Below are 17,980 nucleotides of genomic sequence, written 5' to 3' on the forward strand. Positions count from 1 at the left end.
CTTATTTAATAATCCACGCAGTTTTAAGTGTGGCAGTTCAAGGCTTTCTCTATTGACTATATGAAGAGTATAGCTCTGCCGAAACTATCTTCAGAATAGCAAAATACGCTGCTTACCCATGATTCTTTTTGTGTTCAAGTCGCACACCAATTTGTACAGTCAGAGTGGTGTGAATCAATACTAATTATTTCTATCTTGTTGAATATTAGAGTGTACTTTAGGTGTTGAGATTTCTTTACTGAAAATAAAATATGCATTTTGTGTCATATTGTTTATTAGCGCATATGTTTGTGGAGGGAACACTACAAATCGATATAGGAAATCTAATGAAAGTAATCTTATCTAACCTTGGGTTAGCGACAACATGTCTATTTTCTTCGTTCGTAAATGCGCAACCACAGCTCCTAGTTCAGCCACAGCTTTCGATTCAACCACACCTACCTGTTATTGCTGATGAAGTGATGTATCAACTGTCACATCAAACGTTGACTGAAACATCGGGCGATCGATACACGCAGCAAATTGAACACGCGAGCGCGTCATTCATTAAGCTTCATTTCAATTCGCTTGTTATACCCAAAGGTAGCCTGTTGCGCTTGAGTTCGAGCACCAGTGATGAGGGTGTTGAATATCATGAGAGTCAGACAGATTGGTTTGCTCAGTCTATTTCAGGTGACACCATGTTGATTGAGGCGATGCCAAACGCAAACGGCCAATACCCTGAATTCGAGATAGACTACTACATGGCGGGTAAGAGTGCAGATGAGGAGGCATTGGCAACACTATCGACATGTGGCGTTAACGAGCGCAGAGATGTTGCCTGTTGGGAAGAGTCTCATCCAGGTAAGGTGGCTTGGACAACACCCGTTGCAAGGCTATTAATCAATGGACGTAGTTTGTGTACCGCTTGGCGAGTTGGGCCAAATAACCATATGTTCACCAATAACCACTGTGTCGCATCAGAATCAGAACTGAGAAATACAGAGGTATGGTTTAACTATCAGCGCCGTACTTGTGACGGCTCTATGGCCACCACGGTTAAAGTCATGGGAAGTAAGATACTCAGCACCAATTATGATTTGGATTACACACTTTTCACCGTTGATGATTTTTCAAAAATTGAGTCGTTTGGTTATCTAGGCTTGGATGCTCAAGAGCCAATCTTTGGCGATGGTATCTACATTCCTCAACACGGGGCGGGTAAGCCGAAAGAGCTCGCTATTGAGAGTGATCAAAATGGTTCAGGATTGTGTCAGATCGATGTGGCTTCAGCGAATGGGCGAGGATTAAATACGGATACTGGCTATTTCTGTGACACGATTGGAGGCTCGTCTGGGTCACCTGTTCTGCGAACCGATAACAACAAAGCCATTGCTTTGCATCATTTCGGAGGCTGCGAAAACCAAGGCGTAAAAATCAGTAAAATTTGGCCATTAGTGGCTTCGTATTTCAATGACGAGCTACCTAACGGCTCAGTTGGTGAGCCTAAGAATGAGATCCCAGAAGTGACTTTAGGAAGCCTAATAACCGATCTCGCCGCGACGTCCGGCCAACAAAAACTGTTTGTGCTCAAAGCCGCAAACCGTACCAGTGATGTAACTGCAACTATCAAGCAAGGAGTGGGTGACGCCGATCTCTATATTCGTTCTGGCGCGCAACCAACGAAAAGTACTTACGATTGCCGACCTTATCGCTCAGGCAACTTTGAAAGCTGCGAGGTGCCTATGGCGGATGAGGACCTCTATATCATGATTAACGCGTTCCGAAGTTTTTCCGGATTATCCCTGTTGTTGTCAGAGTCCCAATAATAAACGAGAAGTCAGTTTACGACATTCATAATAAAGGCGAGTCGGTTAGGCTCGCTTTTGATTATTATAATTAAACAGAATGATTAATAAAAATGGAGATGGTGGTGATATTTGATAGTTTTAAATATCTAATATGTTAATAGTAAATACTATTTCCTTAATTGTTATAAGGTAATTCTATTAATATAAATCCATAATTTTTTTGAGGCGTTTAATCCTTTTTATATAAAAATATACCCGACACCAAACTTTAATATTCATAAAAGTAATCATTGCTTTAACCAAGATCACAAATATCAATGAGCACTGTATTGCATATTTTGTTTTTGAGTTATTTTCCTGCCGCCAATCATAAAGGAAAAATAATAATGAAAAAAACAATAGCGTTAGTGTCTGTAACCGCCTGCCTAAGTCCGTTTACTTATGCTGATAATAGTAACGTTATCACCGGTGAATCGCCTGAAGGTGTCTACGTTCAATACCAATCGATGAATCAAGTGACTGAATCGATGAAGCAAGATGGCTTTACTTTGCATCGTTGTGGGATCAATACGCTTCGCAATAACATCCAAGCAAATCAAGGCTTGGAAGTCCCTCATAGTCAGATCCAATGTGTGTATTCAAAACCGGGTCAATCAACGAGTGATGAGTCTGAGCTAATCTATTGGCATTTGAACATTCTTTATAGCATGGAGAATGAAAACTTCGTTGCTGAGAGTGAATTTTCTGAGCGTTATACCAGCGAGATCTATACCCATAGCCCTGAATATCTTCTAGACATTGGTCCGCATTATTACCGTCAACGCTTGGAAGTTGAAGCATTGGGTATGAAGGTCGGTGAATGTAATCTACAAAAAATTTATTACTTCAGCGCTCCAACAGAAGAGTCATACTTATCAGATATTGCATCTTGCCCGGTGTATAAAGCTGATGGCGAACTGTCCGGTAATATTACAGTTGAAATTAACCATACACCGGCGAATTTGGGTTACAGTGAGCGTCTTGTCAAATTTTACGCTATTTAATCGTGTGAAAGTTTGAGCGGATTTTTATATTAATAATCTGACCCATATTCATTTGAACATTCTAATTTAGTATTAAATGAAAAAGGGTTGGTAATAAATACCAACCCTTTTAGGTCTATCGAAGTTTATGTACATATAGAGATGCCACAGAAAACTCAGAATCGTGTTTTTATTAAAAAGGTTAAAAATCTGAGCTATATAGCATTCAGTTTATAAGCCTCTATTAAATAGAGATTTAAAAATCGTATTTTAGACCAACTTGTGGCATGAATTCGCCTAAGTCGGCACCTTGAGCTTTAAGCTTTCGATAGCCGAGAGCTGCTTCAAAAGCCCAATTGCTGCCGAATTTCGTATCGGAAATGGCATACGTTTCGTATAAGTCAATGTCCTGACCGCTCTCTTCAAGCTTACTAATGCTACCCAAAACTTTCAGTGTCCAATTCTCACTCATATGAATGAAAGAGCCTAGCTCTAAACCATAACCATCCGCGGTGTAGCTCGCATCAGATATATCAGGTGGTGTTATACCATTTTTGCCAGGAGTAGAGCTTCCGGTTGTACCTTTGTAGCTTTGTTTAAATGACGTCTTGTTTACTTTTATATAAGGTGAATAAGAGCCTAACTCGAAGTAGTAGCCGATGCCGAAATCTTGCTTTGTTGTTGAAGCATAGGTTGTTGTTGAAAAATGTTGGCTTTGAAAGCTAGGGCCATCAAATGAGCTATAACTGATGTTGTAGTCAGCAAAGATATGGTCGTAGAAATTCCAAGATAAACGACCGTACCCACCAAGGCTACTTTCTGCATGCCCAATTACTGAGTCAGATAGGCCATCATCAATGCCATATTGAGCACCAAATGAGATAGAAGAGAAGTCATTCGCAGCAGCAGGTAAAGACGTTAACGCAGCAAGTAAAATTAAATGTTTCTTCATGTGTAACTTCATTATCTGTAAAAAGTTGCGGCATTGTATTACTTTATTTAACCTGTCTGTTGCGGAAACTAACATTCTGAAAATGATATGTAATGATTGTTTTCTTGTGGTGAATAATGCTGCTTATTGTTGGTTGTAAAATCTATTCACCATTTTGATACACCACATCGCCACGCAGTACAGTCATCAATACTTGAGTCTTGGCGATGCCTCTTGCTGACAAGGTGGTGATGTCTTTATCTAGAATGGCGAAATCTGCAGACTTCCCAACTTCAATAGAACCTGTTACGTCTTCAATTCCTAGGCTCTTGGCTGCGTTGAGAGTGTAAGCGTCGATGGCTGTGTAGATATCGGTTAGGCCTGTTTTGCCCATGATTAAGCTGTTTGCGATTCCGACCAAAGGGTTGATGTCGTGAACATTCCAGTCACTGCTTAGAGTGATATTGGCGTCGGTTTTGAGTATTGCATCGAGGTTCATCATGGCTTTAGCACGGCGGGCGCCAAGGAAAGCTTCCGCCCATTGGTGTTGATGCCTTGCAACGTAATCAGAGCCGACTTGAAAATCTGCAGTTACGCCAAGTTGTTTAAATCGTGGAACGTCCTCATCATTGATCAATTCAACGTGGGTTAACGTGTATGGCTTTTGCGAACCTTGTTTACGCACGCTCTCTATTGCATCCAAAGATTCACGAACCGCACCGTCACCAATAGCATGTATATGAGCGCTAAAGCCGATTTTTTCTAGGGCCGTTAACCACTGTTTCATCTGTGCTGGTGGAATGTAGTTCAAGCCATTAGGAGAGCTTGGTAAATAGGTATCTAAGTAAGGGGCAAGCGTTTTTGCTGTGCCATTAATGAAGATGCCATCGCTGTACATTTTCACCTGTTCGACCAGTAGTAGGCGGCTTTTGTTATCGGAATACATTTTCTCGAATACCTCGAGCTGAGAAGGCATTGCCATGGAAGGGTAAACCCAAGGACGCAATGAGACGCGTGCTGTGAGATCTTGGTTTTGCTCGGCTTCTAGCCAAACGTCATACCAACCGCGCTTCCAATACATTCTACCGTCACCTATGGTGGTGATGCCGTGGGCAGCCGCTTCTTCAAGGCCGTACATTAAGCCTTGGTAGCTCTGCTCAAAGAGCTCGCTTTGACTGTTCCACGTCATTTCCATGACTTGATCACCGGCGTTGTCCAGTAAGATGCCATTGAGCTTACCGCTTGCAGGATCTTTTAAATATGCTCCGCCTTGTGGGTCTGGTGATTGCGGACTAATTCGGGCGATTTTTAGCGCTTTGGAGTTAACCCACATTGAATGTGAAGTCTGCTCCATGATCACGACTGGTCGATCGGGGAAGACACTGTCGATGATCTCAAGTGGTGTGTATTCAGAATCGCTATCGAGAGTCGATTCCAAAGAAAAGCCATAACCCATTAGCCAACCTCTGCCAACGGTATCAGCATTGATCTTACAGGCTTCTAAGTAGGGGATTTGCTCTTCGAGTGTTGCTTCAGAATCGAGTTCACAGGTGCCACCCAGCTCTGAGGCGGCTTCAAAAACATGGTTGTGGTTGTCTATGAATCCTGGAAGGACGAAGTTTTGTTTTAGGTCGATAAATTCAGCGTCAGAGCTAGCAAATTGTCGTGCTTGTTGTTCACTCCCTATGAAAGAAATCTTGCCGTTCTGCGTGACGATACTGTTGGATTCATAGTGACCATAAATGATCGCGTCAGTAAAAACGCGACTATCGGAGGCTGTGACTGTTAATGATGTCGCCAAACCCATTGTACAAACGAGTTGTTTTAATAGTCGTACTTTTAGTTTTGAGTGCATTTTCATAGTGATTCACATTAATAACTTCCCCGTCTATTGTAAGGTTAGAATAATTGATTGGCTGAATCTAAGTTTTATTTCTAAAGAGTTAAACCTACGTTTGTCGAATAAATGTTAGGTAAGTCACTGATTAACAGAGTAAGAACTGAACTTTCCTTTAAAGTTAACGTATAGAGTTATCTATAACGAATAAATTTATCGAGTCGAGGTTAGGATGAAGAAAATATTATTGCTGCTGAGTGTCATTCTGTTGGGTGGATGCGTGGGTATGCCAGAAACCGTCAAGCCAGTTCAGCAGTTTGAATTGGATAGATATTTAGGGAAATGGTACGAAGTTGCTCGCTTAGACCACTCGTTTGAGCGTGGCTTAAGTAATGTGAGCGCTGAATACAGCCTACGCGATGATGGCGGCGTGAAAGTGATTAACCGCGGTTATTCGGCTGAAGAGGGCGAATGGAATGAGGCAGAAGGCAAAGCGTACTTTGTTGAAGGTAGCGACCAAGGTTACTTAAAAGTGTCGTTCTTCGGTCCGTTTTATGGTGCCTATGTGGTATTTGAATTGGAAGAGGAAGGGTACCAATACGCCTTCGTTTCTGGGCCCGACACTGATTACTTATGGCTACTAGCAAGAACGCCTGAAGTCGCACCTGAAGTGATGGAGAAGTTTAAAGCGATGTCGAAAGAGCGTGGGTTCAATACCGATGAGCTGATCGTTGTGGAACATACCCAATAAACCGATCGCTGTTATTGGTGAGAGTGATTGATTGATGATTGATAAGGCCCAGAGGATGAACTTCTCTGTGCCTTTAATTATCTGAGAGTTAGTGTTGTTTACGCACTTGCAACACGCTCAGTACTGATAGCGAAAGGAAGAACGCTGGGTCGCTCCAACCAAAGCCAACAAAGATGCCCGTGAAAGCGGCATACAGAGTGATGATCGCACCGAGCATATTGGTGACAACCAAGCCTTGGATGAGTTTCTTGGCACTGACTCCCGTTTCAATATCTCGCAGTAACCATGTTATCGCTGCAATACCACCAAGGAAGATACTGGTATGTTGAGAGAGAAAATAAGCGTACTTATCATTAATTTCCACGCCGTACATAGGCCACATGACCGTTGGTAGAAAAAACAACGCGAAGGCAAAACCTGCGTAAATGATGCCGTGTAGGCTTAAAAACGTTTTATTGTTCATTTGTTATCTCTCTATCTCGTGCCTTTCGCTAATTCTTTATTCATTCCATTAGCCGTTGATTGGGCCTTTGTTAATGGTAGTTAATGGCTGGTTCACGTCAAAAATCACGCCGCGAACTTCATCTACGCCCATCTCTTTCAAGCGAGCGGCATGCATGGCTAAGTAAGCCTCTGCACTGAGTTGATCTTCAAAAAGGTAGACACCACCGCCCAGTTTTTCGGTTTGGTTTTCTGTCCAGATTTTCCAGATCATGCCCGGCTCGTTGTTGATGGACTTAGCTAGGTCGACGAGTGCGTTCGACATCTCTTCACCGAAAGGGCCGTTAAATTCAAAATCAACTTGCAGTAGTTTCATGGTGTTTCTCCGTTTAACAAATTTCGTTTAACAAAATCCGCTGAAAAATAGGTGTTTAAGACAAACAAGACATTCTCGTTTGTTGTTGAGATTTATATTGCCTGTTGAAATAGATATTACCTGTAAAAAACAGACAGGAAAGTTCATAATATTGCCATTAACTGTCAGGATTTTAGACCGATGAGATTAAAGACCACCCTCGACCAATGGCAAACACTCTATGAGATAGACCGTGCTGGCAGCATTCAGGCGGCGGCACTGCAATTAAATAAGAGCCACACCACACTGATTTATGCGTTGAGAAAACTGGAAGATCAGCTAGGCGTGTCTTTGGTTCAGGTTGAAGGCCGTAGGGCAGTGCTATCGGAAGATGGCAAAGCCTTATTGCGTAGGGCGAGCAGCATGCTGGAACAAGCGCGAGAGCTTGAGCTGATCAGTGAGCAGTTAGCAAAGGGTGTGGAATCTGAAATTGTGGTCGCAGTTGATCACCTATGCTGCCTTGAGCGTCTTTATAAGCCGATGGCTGCGTTTATGGCAGAGAACAACACCACTTCAATCCAAGTGGTTGAAACATCCTTGTCGAAGACCACTGAAATGGTCACTCAAGAACGAGCCGATGTTGCCATCATCAACCTGCCAATTACCAATTACTCGGCCGAAGCCTTTGGGTTTACCAAGATGGAGCCCGTTGTAGCCAGTTCGCACCCGTTGGCTAACGTGTCATCCATATCGCTCAACCAGTTGTCGTCGCTACCACAAATAGTGGTGAGAGATTTAGGCTCGGTTGAAAAACTGGGCGAGAAAAAGGATGTGGGTTGGTTGAAGTCGAGCCAGCGTATTACGGTCGATAATTTTGACCACGCCTTTGGAGCGGTAGAGCAGGGTGTAGGGTATTGCAGGCTACCTAAACATATTGTCGATAGCCGAGGAAGTGACAAGCTCACTGTGTTGAACGTGGAAAATGGCAGTGGCTATCAAGTGCCGCTGCATCTGACTCTGCCGAAAGGTGCGAAGACAGGCCCAGCCGCAAAACGTTTCTACGAACTGCTTCTTGAATCAGCCCAGAATGCGAACTAAGTGCTATGAGAAACTTAACTATGAACTATGAGTTATGAGCTATTAACGAGGCTGGTTGCCGTTCAAGAATAGCGCGACACATTCACGAGTGTAGTGAAGCCTTTCTTCTTCTGACTCGCCGCTATCGTGGCCGAAGAACGACCAATACGCCGACTTACCATGAAACATCAGCAACAGTTGACGTGCCGCTATGATTGGCGAGCTTGTAGAAGAGAGCGTTAAGTCGCCAGACTCTATCTTTGTCTGCAAGTAATCAGCGAGTAACTTAGTGGTCTTCTGTGGCCCTGTTTCTAAATAAATAGAGGCAATTTCTGGGTGCGTGTTGGATTGACTCACCGCGTTCTGAAAGGTTTGTCGAGACTGTTCATCAAGTAACAAATCCTGAAACTTCACACCAAATTTCACCAACTCATCACCCACCGCCGCATTCATATCAAAGGCAGCAGGGCTAAGTTCGCGCTCTGCACACTTGGTTTGCATGCAGGTTTCGAAAAGTTCGTCTTTATTTTTAAAGTGAGAGTAGACCGTTTGCTTGGAAACGTTCGCCGCTTTGGCTATCTGATCCATATTGATCTTGAAGCCATGCTCAGAGAAAAGCTGGCTTGCTGCGGTTAAGATCTGCGATCTCTTCTGTTCACTCTTGATGATTTTAGTCACGTGCTGTTTCTCATTGCTTGGTACTTGGTGTTGCTCAGTTCAATGCATTTCGTTCTGCGTTAAGCATTATGCATTTCGTTCTGCGTTAAGCATTATGCTTTTTGTGATGGTTTTATCAATCATTAACGATGAAACTTATTTTTAACACAATCAAACTAGACAGTCTAGTTTGGTTTGGTTAGTCTAAAAAAGAATAGGATTGAGTACCGCATAGGAACAGGAAGTATGTATAAATTGATGAAAGGAAGCGCAGTCGCAGTGGCGTTGTCGACTCTTCTTGTCGGATGTGGTGAAAATACACAAGCCGAGACAGCATCCGATGCAGATAATGCTGCAGCGGAATCGAATAGTGCAGCGTCGACAGTCTTAACGGTAGAAACTGTCGCTTTGGAAAGCTCTCCATCGTATGCAGTGCTGCGTGAATATGTTGGTGTGGTTAAGGCAGGTCAGCAAGCTAATTTAGGTTTCGAGCTGGCAGGTAAAGTGAATGAGATTCTGGTTGATGTCGGTGACACAGTAACCGAAGGTCAACCCCTTATTCGATTAGACACTCAACTGTTACAGACTGAATCGAGCCAGCTAAAAGCGCAAGCAGAAGAAGTGAAAGCTCAACTGAGCCTTGTTGCGGCGAACCTAAAACGTCAACGTTCATTGAAAGCGAAAGGCTTCAGTGCCGAAGCGGAGATTGATTCACTAACCAGTGAGCAACGTGTGTTACAGGCTAACTTACTGCGCATTGACGCCTCGGTAAAAGGTAACGACCTAAAATTGGTTAAATCGACGATTCTTGCGCCGTATTCGGGCACCATCGCCACTCGATTTGTCTCGCTAGGTGACGTGGTCAATGTCGGTAATCCGACGCTCACTCTATTGGCAACGGAAGGCAAAGAAGCCTTTATTGGTATTCCTGCCCATCAAATGCAAAAGGTCACGTCACTCTCTGCTCCTAGTATTCGAGTTGGACGTGACGATTATGCCGTGGAGCTGTTGAATCCGGGAGCCATGGTCGACACGCAATCCCGCAGTGTCGGCTTACGTTATCTTTTCCCCGAACAAGCGTCTGTTTTAGAAGGGCAACTGGCCTACCTTCAATTTGATGAACAAGTTGAGGAGCAAGGCTACTGGGTCCCTTTAACTGGATTGATTGATGGCTTGCGCGGTGTGTGGAATATCTTTGTGATTGGCGATGGCAACAAGGTTGAACGTAGAAGTGTTCAGGTATTGTTTGCGAACAATCAACAAGCATACGTGAGTGGTGCGATTGAGGATGGCGAGCAGGTTATTGCGAGTGGTTTGCATCGCTTGGTTCCGGGCCAAACCGTGAAGCCAGTAAGCACTGCTGCGGAATAGGGAATAGTATGAAAATCATAGAGACTATTTCCAATACCCGATTGCTTATCTTGATGACTGCGCTGCTGATGGTGAGTGGCATTTCAGCCTTCATGACGCTACCGCGCGCAGAAGATCCGGTGATCATCAACCGTTATGCAAACATCACAACCAGCTTTCCCGGAGCCAGTGCCGAACGTGTAGAAACCTTGGTTACAGAGGTTATCGAGAATAAGCTTCGTGAACTGAGTGAAGTTAAACTGGTGAGCTCAACCTCAAGGCCGAGCGTGTCTATTGTGACGCTTGAGCTTGATGACACTATCACCGAGCCTGAACCCGTTTGGTCGCAAGCACGTGACAAGCTGTCTGATATCGAATCCATCTTACCTGCGGGTGCCCATTCTCCCGATCTCGACAGTGACCATACCTACGCTTTTACCACTATCGCTTCCCTGACTTGGTCTGGTGCGGGTGAACCTGACCGATTAACCCTAGGGCGATATGCCAAAGAGTTAGCCAAGCGATTACGAACCTTGTCGGGTACTGAGTTTGTTGATGAATATGGGATGCCACAAGAAGAGATTCAAATAAGTCTAAGAACTGCTGATGCCGCTGCTCTAGGGCGTTCGAGTGCCAATATCGCTGAATCGCTAGAAGGGGCCGACGCCAAGAATTCTGCGGGAGAATTGGTCAGTGCCTATTCCCGTTTTGGTTTGGAAATTGAGTCTGAGCTGGACTCCATTGAACGTATCAAGCAAGTGCCAATTGCCACTGACAGCAATGGTCACATCATCCGTATGGAAGACATTGCTTCTGTGAAACGTGGTGAGAAAACCCCACAAGATCAGATTGCGATTATTGATGGTGAGCCGGGGGTGATTGTCGCGGCAAGAATGCACCCTGATCTGCGAGTTGATAATTGGACATCACGAGCCAATGCTCTGATTGGCAAGTTTGAGCAAGAGTTACCAAGTAACGTTAAGGTGACGGTGCTGTTTAATCAGCAAGGTTATACCGAGACTCGCTTAGACGATTTAGGTAAGAGCTTGATGATCGGTTTCGGTCTGATTTTGATTGTTCTGTTTGTCACTTTAGGCGTGCGTGCCGCAATCTTAGTGGCAATTTCTCTGCCGTTAACCTCATTGTTGACCCTGTCGACCATGAAAATGACTGGCGTACCGATTAACCAAATGTCGGTGACAGGCCTAATTGTGGCGCTTGGGATCATGGTCGATAACGCGGTGGTGATGGTTGACACCATTCAGGCATATCGCTTGAAAGGGCAACACAGAGCGGAAGCGACCATGAATGCGTTGAAGCACTTGTGGGTGCCGTTATTAGGCTCAACCTTAACTACCGTGTTGGCGTTTGCCCCAATTATTTTGATGCCGGGTGCATCGGGTGAGTTTGTCGGTGGTATTGCGATTACTGTGTCTTTCTCACTGATCGGTTCTTACATTATTTCACATACCCTAATTGCGGGCTTGGCGACTAAGTTACTGCCGAAACAGCTCAGTGATGTTGATAAGAAAGGTCAGCACCATTGGTACATGACCGGTTTGAGAATTCCGGCTTTGACGCGTTGGTTCTCGTCTTCTGTCCGTTTTGGTGTGACGCATCCAATCATCACGATTGCTCTGGTGTTGTTGGTACCGTTTACTGGTTATTGGACTATGTCTCAGCTGACTGAGCAATTCTTCCCACCATCAGATCGAGACATGTTTGAGATTCAGGTGTACATGCCGCCGCAAGCGAGCATTTATGCGACCAAGAATACCTCTGAAAAAATCGACGATATCATTCATCGTTATCCTGAAGTAGAACGTATCGATTGGCTGGTGGGCGCAAACTTCCCATCTTTCTATTACAACTTGCAGGCAAGGCAAAATAATGCGCCTTACTTCTCGCAAGCCATGGTGAAAACAGAGAACTTTGACCAAGCCAATGCGCTGATTCCTGAGTTGCAAAAGGTGTTAGATAACGAGGTGCCGGAAGCACAAATCTTGGTGCGAAAGCTTAATCAAGGGCCTCCATTTACTGCGCCAGTTGAGCTGCGTGTTTATGGTGAAAACCTCGATACGTTAAAAGCGATTGGTGAAGATGTACGCTTGATTCTGGCAGGTGTGCCTCATGTGACTCATACGCGAGAAACATTGCAGCCAGGTACGCCTAAGGTGTGGTTGAAGGTCGATGAAGACACCGCGAAACTTAACGGCATCTCACTCAATCAGTTTGCTGGCATGCTGCAAACTACGCTTACAGGCCGTGAAAGTGGCTCTGTGATTGAGGGCAGTGAATCGGTGCCAATCCGTGTTCGTGTTGCGGATGATGCGCGTGAAAACTTGGCGCACTTAAGCAATATTCGTTTGCCAATCAGTTCTGATGTCTACTCAACGGGCATCAATGTGTCGACTTTGGCTGAACTTGAACTGACTACCAGTCGTGGTGCGATTACTCGTCGTAACGGGCAGCGTGTCAATACCATTGAGGGTTACATTGAAGCGGGTGTCTTGCCTCAAACCGTGCTTAATGAGTTCCAAAAACGATTGGAAAGCTATGAAATGCCATCGGGTTATACGATTGGTTTTGGTGGTGAATCGGCTGAGCGTGACAATTCAGTCAACAGCCTTATCTCGAATGTCGCTGTCGTGGTGGTATTGATGGTTTTGGTGGTGGTGATGTCGTTTAACTCGTTCCGAATGAGTAGCATCATCTTCATGGTAGCAGGACTGGCTGGTGGGCTAGGGCTGTTGTCGGTATGGATCTTCGGTTATCCGTTTGGTTTTACGGTGATCATCGCCATGCTTGGGATTGCGGGCTTAGCGATTAACGCTGCCATCGTGATTCTGACGGAATTGAAACTCGATAAGCAAGCCTCATCAGGTAATGTGGATGCGGTCGTTGAGGCAGTGATGTCGTGTACTCGTCATATCAGCTCGACCACGATTACAACCGTTGGCGGCTTTATGCCGTTGATTATTGCTGGTGGCGGTTTCTGGCCTCCGTTCGCGGTCGCGATTGTTGGCGGAACGGTATTAACCACGCTTATTTCTTTCTACTTTGTGCCTGTGGTTTATCACTTAATGACTAAAAATCAGCGTAAGAAAGTCGTCACAGCAACAGCATAACCCCTTTTTAATGAGTATTACTCCTCTCCTTTGAGGGGAGCAATACTCACTGAAATACATCAAAATACTCATCAAATCGGCTTTTTAGATCGATCTTTTCCATTGTTTTTCGGTACCTCACTGGCATTATTATCAATGAAAAGTAGTGTGTTATTCGAATATCTAATGGGTTGCCGTCTGAAGTGATGTCTTTTCTAAATACCTTTAAAATCGTATGTGAATTCATAAATTTGACATGCATCACACTTTACTTAATTCGCTCTTTCTAATGTAATCAATCATTGTTGCTTCTACTGCGTGTTTACTTTTCTCTCTCCCGTTTCGCTTTAATCCTTTTCCGCACATGGCTCAACTCGTGTGGCACGTATATGATGTGCGTCTGAATTGCATCAATTTCCCACATCTTACTTTCATAACTGGAAGGTTAGTTTCCAAGTTTGTTTGGTGAGCTTTCAATTTCAACTCCTCATAATGCGCCAAATGTAACAATGTATTTCAAAGTGTAACAATTAAGTCATATTTTTTGTGTGGTTTTAACCGTGCGGCAATGTTTCGGCTACGCAGCACTGTCGTTTTAACTTGGCAGTTCAACGGTTCAACTGTCGACTGTTCAAGATAGTGGCTAATTCCGTTTCGCTTTGAGATGCGTCGTTTCACATGCTCAACACATAAATATTCTAATGACCATGACAACCAGTACTCGGGCGTTCGTTCTGAGGCTGGATAACCATCGAGAAAGTTAATGGAAGCTTCAAGATATAAACGCATTTTATCGAGAGCAAATCTGTCGAGGATTGGTTTGGTGGGAACCGTCCTGATGCTCGAAGGATGTAACTCAGCATTGCTCGACCCAAAAGGTAGCGTTGGCGTTCAGGAAAAGGAGCTGATTATTACTGCTCTGTTGCTGATGCTGATTGTCGTCATCCCCGTGATTCTGATGACCATCTACTTTGCTTATAGATACCGTGAAAGCAACACCACAGAAGAGTATGCACCTGACTGGGCGCACTCAACCAAGATTGAAATAGTGGTATGGACGATTCCAATCATCATTATTGCGATTCTGGCCACCATCACTTGGCGAACAACACACGAACTGGAGCCTTCCAAGCCTCTGGAGAGTGACGTTAAGCCTATGGTGATCGAAGTGGTCTCTCTGGACTGGAAATGGCTGTTCATCTATCCGGAGCAAAACATTGCGACGGTTAACTATGTTGCGTTCCCGAAAGATGTACCGGTGACGTTTAAGCTGACTTCAGACAACATCATGAACGCGTTCTTTATCCCGCGTCTTGGTTCGCAGATTTATGCGATGCCGGGAATGGTGACCAAGCTGAACTTGATTGCTAACCATGAAGGCGACTTCAAAGGTTTTGCATCGAACTACAGTGGTAAAGGGTTCTCTCAAATGAAATTCACCGCATCAGCAATGCCTGACCAAGTGGCGTTTCTAAACTGGGTGGAAAAAGTGAAGGCTAGCCCAGACCGTATTGAAGATTGGGAGCAGTTCCGTTCATTGGCTGCGCCAAGTGTTGCTGAACCTGTGACTTTTTTCTCCAGTATCCCACCATTTTTATTCACTGATGTCGTGACCCAGCACCCTGGTTCAATGAACTGTTTGCCGGAAACCCAAGGATAATCGTCATGTTTGGAAGATTAACTCTAGACTCAATTCCCTACCACGAACCCATTATTGTAGTCACTTTAACCATGATTGCTTTGGTGGGTGCTTTAGTGGTGTTCGCGGTAACTAAAGCAGGTAAGTGGCAATACCTTTGGAATGAATGGTTTACGTCTGTAGACCACAAAAAACTGGGCTTCATGTACATTGCGGTTGCGATGGTGATGTTAGTTCGTGGCTTTGCTGATGCGGTAATGATGCGTAGTCAGCAATTGCTTTCTGCAGCCGGTGAGACGGGCTATTTACCGCCACATCACTACGATCAGATCTTCACTGCTCACGGCGTGATCATGATTTTCTTCGTAGCGATGCCATTGGTTATCGGTTTGATGAACATTATCGTGCCGCTGCAAATTGGTGCTCGTGATGTTGCATTCCCTTACTTGAATAACTTGAGCTTCTGGCTGTTTGTGGTGGGTATCATTCTAACCAACATGTCACTGGGCTTAGGTGAGTTTGGCCGTACGGGTTGGTTAGCGTATCCACCGCTTTCCGGCATTGAGGCAAGCCCGGGAGTAGGTGTCGATTATTGGATATGGGCACTGCAAATATCCGGTGTGGGTACCACACTAACGGGTGTGAACTTCTTTGCGACCATTTTGCGCATGCGTACTCCGTCTATGCCAATGATGAAGATGCCAGTGTTCACATGGGCATCTCTGTGTGCCAACATCCTGATCATCATCTCTTTCCCGATCCTAACTGTGACCATTGCGTTACTGACTTTGGATAGATACATCGGCACGCACTTCTTCACCAATGACCTTGGTGGCAACGTGATGATGTATGTGAACCTGATTTGGGCATGGGGACACCCTGAGGTGTACATCCTAATCTTGCCTATTTTCGGAGTGTTCTCTGAAGTTACTGCGACTTTCTCACGTAAAAAACTGTTTGGTTATACCTCACTGGTATGGGCGACGGTGGCTATCACTATTTTAGCGTTTGTGGTTTGGCTGCATCACTTCTTCACCATGGGTTCAGGCGCCAATGTGAATGCCTTCTTCGGCATTGCAACTATGATTATCTCTATCCCGACCGGGGTTAAGATCTTCAACTGGTTGTTCACCATGTACAAAGGTCGTATCCGCTTTACCACACCTATGTTATGGACGGTCGGTTTCCTTATCACCTTTACGGTGGGTGGTATGACAGGCGTATTGATGGCAGTTCCGGGCGCAGACTTTATTCTGCATAACTCGGTATTCCTGATTGCTCACTTCCACAACGTAATCATCGGTGGCGTAGTGTTCGGTTGTTTCGCTGCTATTGGTTACTGGTTCCCGAAAGCGACGGGTTTCACTCTGAACGAACTTTGGGGAAAACGCGCATTCTACTGCTGGATAATCGGTTTCTTGATGGCGTTCTTGCCGCTTTATGCTCTGGGCTTTATGGGCATGACGCGTCGTTTGAGCCAAGACATCAATCCTGAATTCTTCCCTCTACTGGCGGTTGCGGCTGCAGGTACGGGCGTGATTGCGATGGGTGTTGTTTGTCAGTTCGTTCAGATTTACGTGAGTGTTCGTGACCGCGACCAAAACCGAGATCTAACCGGTGACCCGTGGGGCGGACGCACATTCGAATGGGCAACGTCTTCACCACCGCCGTTCTACAACTTTGCAAAATTGCCTAAGGGCGATGAGATCGATTCGTTCTGGTATCAAAAGCAAAGTGGTGAGTTTGATCCAACTCAGGAAGAAGAATACGAACGTATTCACATGCCGAAGAATACACCGACAGGCATTTATGTGTCTGCATGGGCGTTGGCATTTGGCTTCGCAATGATTTGGTACATCTGGTGGCTAGCGGCGGCAAGCTTAGTGGGCATCGTGGTGACGTGTATTCAACACAGCTACAACGACGATGTGGACTACTACGTGGAAGTTGAAGAGATCAAAGCGATTGAAGCGGCTCGACGTGCACAGCTTGAAGAAGCTAAGAGACAGTCAGTGAAGGGCGACAACTCTGGTCGTGGTAACAGCGCTGACGGTGACAGTGATAACAACAATAAAGATGATTTGGAGACGACGTATGCAAGCTAATACTCCGTCACACACTTATGATCTTGCACACTCGCATGATCATCACCACGAAGCTGCGGGTAACAAGTTGTTTGGCTTCTGGGTTTACTTGATGAGTGATTGTGTCCTGTTTGCCACACTTTTCGCGACTTATGCCGTGCTTGAGAGTGGTTCAATCGCAGGGCCTACAGGCAAAGACATCTTTGAACTGCCGTTCGTGTTTGTCGAAACCATGATGCTGCTGTTCAGTAGTATCACCTTTGGCTTTGGCATGATTGCAATGAAGCGCAAAGACGTTACGGGACTGAAGCGATGGATCAAAGTTACTTTCGTATTGGGCTTAGCCTTTATCTGTATGGAAGTGTATGAGTTCCATCACTTGATTGCAGAAGGTTATGGTCCTCAAGAGAGTGCGTTCCTTTCTGCGTTCTTTACCTTGGTTGGCACACACGGGTTGCACGTAACGTTTGGTCTGATTTGGATGGCAGTGGCGTATCACCAGCTTTCAACCAAAGGCTTGAACGACAACATGTCGATGCGTTTCCAGTGTTTAAGCTTGTTCTGGCATTTCCTTGATATCGTTTGGATTTGTGTATTTACCATTGTGTACTTAATGGGGGTGATGTAATGGAACAGCATCTAGACAGCGGTGCAACGGATTATGTGAAAGGCTTTATTGCGTCACTAATTCTGACCATTATTCCGTTCTACATCGTGTGGTCACATGCGCTACCAAGCACGGAAACTTACGTGATCTTGTTCGGTTGTGCGCTGGTGCAAATCTTTGTGCACTTTAAGTACTTCTTGCATATGGAAGCGAAATCTTCCGATGGGCGTTGGAACTTGGTGTCACTGATGTTTACCGCCATCGTTGTATTGATTCTTATCGCTGGCTCGGTATGGATCATCTACAATATGAACGTCAACATGAAGTTGTAG

The 17,980-nt window shown here is 44.9% G+C and carries 15 protein-coding genes; 10 read left to right on the forward strand and 5 right to left on the reverse strand.

Annotated features, from left to right (window positions below):
• Nucleotides 1-326 precede the first annotated feature (326 nt).
• Together BCU34_RS03365 and BCU34_RS03370 are read left to right on the forward strand one after the other, a co-directional pair.
• Nucleotides 327-1,808 (forward strand): serine protease, encoded by a 1,482-nt coding sequence (locus BCU34_RS03365; RefSeq protein WP_102432860.1) that lies wholly within the window; start codon nucleotides 327-329, stop codon nucleotides 1,806-1,808.
• Between the two features lie 368 nt (nucleotides 1,809-2,176).
• Nucleotides 2,177-2,833 carry a hypothetical protein gene (locus BCU34_RS03370; RefSeq protein WP_102432630.1) on the forward strand — a complete coding sequence of 219 codons (657 nt, stop codon included), beginning with the start codon at nucleotides 2,177-2,179 and terminating at the stop codon, nucleotides 2,831-2,833.
• Nucleotides 2,834-3,068: 235 nt separating this feature from the next.
• On the opposite strand, the gene BCU34_RS03375 is transcribed toward BCU34_RS03370, so the two are convergent.
• The gene (locus BCU34_RS03375; RefSeq protein ID WP_102432629.1) at nucleotides 3,069-3,764 is read right to left on the reverse strand and encodes an outer membrane beta-barrel protein; all 696 of its coding nucleotides are present in this window, start codon (nucleotides 3,762-3,764) and stop codon (nucleotides 3,069-3,071) included.
• A 142-nt stretch (nucleotides 3,765-3,906) separates the two neighbouring features.
• A complete protein-coding gene (locus BCU34_RS03380; RefSeq protein ID WP_240698017.1) occupies nucleotides 3,907-5,550 on the reverse strand; it encodes an amidohydrolase in 1,644 nt (547 codons plus the stop codon).
• A 262-nt stretch (nucleotides 5,551-5,812) separates the two neighbouring features.
• Here BCU34_RS03380 and BCU34_RS03385 point away from each other — a divergent pair, with 262 nt between their 5' ends.
• Nucleotides 5,813-6,331 carry a lipocalin family protein gene (locus tag BCU34_RS03385; RefSeq protein WP_048669028.1) on the forward strand — a complete coding sequence of 173 codons (519 nt, stop codon included), beginning with the start codon at nucleotides 5,813-5,815 and terminating at the stop codon, nucleotides 6,329-6,331.
• Between the two features lie 88 nt (nucleotides 6,332-6,419).
• Here BCU34_RS03385 and BCU34_RS03390 read toward each other — a convergent pair whose 3' ends face one another.
• Nucleotides 6,420-6,794, reverse strand: a complete 375-nt coding sequence (locus BCU34_RS03390; protein WP_102478665.1) for a hypothetical protein — start codon at nucleotides 6,792-6,794, stop codon at nucleotides 6,420-6,422.
• Nucleotides 6,795-6,842: 48 nt separating this feature from the next.
• Nucleotides 6,843-7,148, reverse strand: coding sequence for a monooxygenase (locus BCU34_RS03395; RefSeq protein ID WP_055320113.1), 306 nt, complete (start codon nucleotides 7,146-7,148; stop codon nucleotides 6,843-6,845).
• 180 nt (nucleotides 7,149-7,328) lie between these two features.
• Between BCU34_RS03395 and BCU34_RS03400 the strand changes: the two genes are divergently transcribed.
• Complete coding sequence (locus BCU34_RS03400; RefSeq protein WP_102432625.1) at nucleotides 7,329-8,225, forward strand: LysR family transcriptional regulator; 897 nt, start codon at nucleotides 7,329-7,331, stop codon at nucleotides 8,223-8,225.
• 42 nt (nucleotides 8,226-8,267) lie between these two features.
• On the opposite strand, the gene BCU34_RS03405 is transcribed toward BCU34_RS03400, so the two are convergent.
• On the reverse strand, nucleotides 8,268-8,882 hold the full coding sequence (locus BCU34_RS03405; protein WP_102432624.1) for a TetR/AcrR family transcriptional regulator: 615 nt from the start codon (nucleotides 8,880-8,882) through the stop codon (nucleotides 8,268-8,270).
• A gap of 225 nt (nucleotides 8,883-9,107) precedes the next feature.
• Between BCU34_RS03405 and BCU34_RS03410 the strand changes: the two genes are divergently transcribed.
• From BCU34_RS03410 to cyoD, 6 genes are all read left to right on the forward strand, one after another.
• A complete protein-coding gene (locus tag BCU34_RS03410) occupies nucleotides 9,108-10,232 on the forward strand; it encodes an efflux RND transporter periplasmic adaptor subunit (protein ID WP_102480744.1) in 1,125 nt (374 codons plus the stop codon).
• Between the two features lie 8 nt (nucleotides 10,233-10,240).
• Nucleotides 10,241-13,339 (forward strand): efflux RND transporter permease subunit, encoded by a 3,099-nt coding sequence (locus BCU34_RS03415; RefSeq protein ID WP_102480743.1) that lies wholly within the window; start codon nucleotides 10,241-10,243, stop codon nucleotides 13,337-13,339.
• Between the two features lie 742 nt (nucleotides 13,340-14,081).
• Nucleotides 14,082-14,978 (forward strand): ubiquinol oxidase subunit II, encoded by an 897-nt coding sequence (cyoA, locus tag BCU34_RS03420; RefSeq protein WP_080585195.1) that lies wholly within the window; start codon nucleotides 14,082-14,084, stop codon nucleotides 14,976-14,978.
• Nucleotides 14,979-14,983: 5 nt separating this feature from the next.
• Nucleotides 14,984-17,062, forward strand: a complete 2,079-nt coding sequence (cyoB, locus tag BCU34_RS03425; RefSeq protein WP_048669033.1) for a cytochrome o ubiquinol oxidase subunit I — start codon at nucleotides 14,984-14,986, stop codon at nucleotides 17,060-17,062.
• Nucleotides 17,052-17,669 carry a cytochrome o ubiquinol oxidase subunit III gene (cyoC, locus tag BCU34_RS03430; RefSeq protein ID WP_010439790.1) on the forward strand — a complete coding sequence of 206 codons (618 nt, stop codon included), beginning with the start codon at nucleotides 17,052-17,054 and terminating at the stop codon, nucleotides 17,667-17,669. The genes cyoB and cyoC overlap by 11 nt, the downstream gene beginning before the upstream one ends.
• Complete coding sequence (gene cyoD, locus BCU34_RS03435; protein WP_010439794.1) at nucleotides 17,669-17,980, forward strand: cytochrome o ubiquinol oxidase subunit IV; 312 nt, start codon at nucleotides 17,669-17,671, stop codon at nucleotides 17,978-17,980. Before cyoC ends, cyoD begins: the two co-directional genes overlap by 1 nt.

This window comes from Vibrio sp. 10N.286.45.E10, from assembly GCF_002874195.2.
Taxonomy (GTDB): domain Bacteria; phylum Pseudomonadota; class Gammaproteobacteria; order Enterobacterales; family Vibrionaceae; genus Vibrio; species Vibrio crassostreae.